This window comes from Catenulispora rubra (genome assembly GCF_015356825.1).
GTDB classification, from domain to species: Bacteria; Actinomycetota; Actinomycetes; order Streptomycetales; family Catenulisporaceae; genus Catenulispora; species Catenulispora rubra.
The window spans coordinates 1-1844 of record NZ_JAACYW010000594.1; the positions used below are offsets into that span (position 1 = coordinate 1).

Genomic DNA, 1844 nt, shown 5'->3' on the forward strand with positions numbered 1-1844 from the left:
ACAGCCCAAAGCCACCACCGATCGAGCCCCGCCGCCGCAACACCGGGCTCGTGCTGCTGATCGCCGCAGGTGCGACCGCGTTGGCGGCAGGCGTCGCATGGGGCGTCGCGACCGCGCCCAAGAAGGCCGCACAGTCGGCGAACGCCGGGCCCGTCGTCACCGTCCCGACCTTCACCGGCACGAAGCTGTCCGACTACCAGGTCACCGGTGCCAAGGCAGCCGCGTCCGGGACCGACGTCACGGTGACGTGGTCCGCGCCGCGCGTGACCGCAGGTGTGCAGAGCTACATCGTCGTGGTGAACCTGCACAACCAGTCCGTGCAGAGCGCGACCGTCGCCGGCCAGACGCTCACCGCCAGCTTCAAGGGCCTCACACCCTCGACCACCTACTGCGTCAGCGTCGTGACCTACGCCGTCGCGCCCGGCGACTCCGGTCCGCACACCGCGCCGCCGCAGCAGTGCGCGCTCGTGACCACGCCCGGGCCGACGAACCCCGACTCGCCCGGCGGATCGTCGTCCAGCCGCGCCGTGACCTAACTCCTCACCCCGCCGGCGGCCGCCAAGGCGTCTGCACCAACAGATTCCCCCGATTCCGCCGCACCAGAATCCCCCGCCCCGGCGGCTGCGCCACCGCGCTCACCGTCCCGATCAGCGGCCCGTCCTCGCGCCCGCCGGACAGCAGCAGCCCCGGCGTCGCCAGCTCCCGCAGGGCCCTGATCACCGGGTCCGTCATCGTCCGCGCCGCCCCCGACGACGTGCGCGCCACGATCAGGTGCAGCCCGATGTCCCGGCTGTGGGGCAGCAGTTCCACCAGCGGCAGCATCGGGTTCGCCGCCGACGTGGCCACCAGGTCGTAGTCGTCCACCACGATGTACAGGTCCGCCCCGCTCCACCAGCTCCGCTCCCGCAGCTGCGCCGGCGACACCTCCGGGCCCGGCAGCCGGCCGCGCAGCACCTGCGCCAGATCCCGGATCGTCGTCTCGGCGACCGTCGGCGACCCCGCGTACGCGATCAGGTGCGGCTCGCCGATCGCCTCCAACAGCGCGCGCCGGTAATCGACCATCACGATCCGCGCCTGCTCCGCCTCGTACCCGCGCACCAGCGAGTCCGCGAGGTGCCGCAGCACCGACGACTTCCCCGACGTGCTCTCGCCGAACACGATGAAGTGCGGATCCACCGCGAAGTCCACCATCACCGGCGCGAGGCCGTCCTCCCCCAGCCCGAGCGCCACCCCGGACGTCTCGGAGTCGCGCGGACGCCCCGCGAAAAGCCCCTCCGGCGTCAGCTCCCGAGGCAGCAACCGCACCTCGGGCGCCACCGCCCCCGGCCACGCCGCCTTCGACGCCTGCACCAGGGCCCGCAGCCCCTCGCCGACCCCCTCGTCATCGGTCCGGCCGTCGATCCGGGGCATCGCCGCCAGAAAGTGCAGCCGGTCCGTGGTCACGCCGCGCCCCGGCATCGCCGCCGGCACGTCCGCCGCGACCTGCCGCGACATCTCCGACTCGAAAGGCTCGCCGAGCCGCAGCTCCAGCCGCGTCGCCAAGCTCTCCTTCAACGCCTGCCGGATATCGGCCCACCGGTTCGTGGCCACCACCACGTGCACCCCGTACGCCAACCCCCGCGCGGCCAGCCGCGTGATCGTCTGCTCCAGCGCCTCGTACTCCTGCCGCAGCTGGTTCCAGCCGTCCACGACCAGGAACACGTCCCCATACCCGTCCGCGACCGCCGACCCCTCCCGAACCGCCCGCCGATACGCCGCCATCGAGTCGATCCCGTGCAGCGAGAACGCCGCCTCCCGCCCCTCCACCAGCGCCGAGACCTCGGCGACCTGTCCCTTATACACAT

2 protein-coding genes are annotated in these 1844 nt (G+C 72.9%); one reads left to right on the forward strand and one right to left on the reverse strand.

Annotated features, from left to right (window positions below; genetic code table 11):
* On the forward strand, positions 1-536 hold a 536-nt coding region (locus GWK61_RS54365), incomplete at its 5' end, for a fibronectin type III domain-containing protein (RefSeq protein ID WP_228564557.1).
* A 4-nt stretch (positions 537-540) separates the two neighbouring features.
* On the opposite strand, the gene eccCb is transcribed toward GWK61_RS54365, so the two are convergent.
* Positions 541-1844, reverse strand: a 1304-nt coding sequence (eccCb, locus tag GWK61_RS54370) for a type VII secretion protein EccCb (protein WP_194922256.1), incomplete at its 5' end; no start/stop codon positions are given.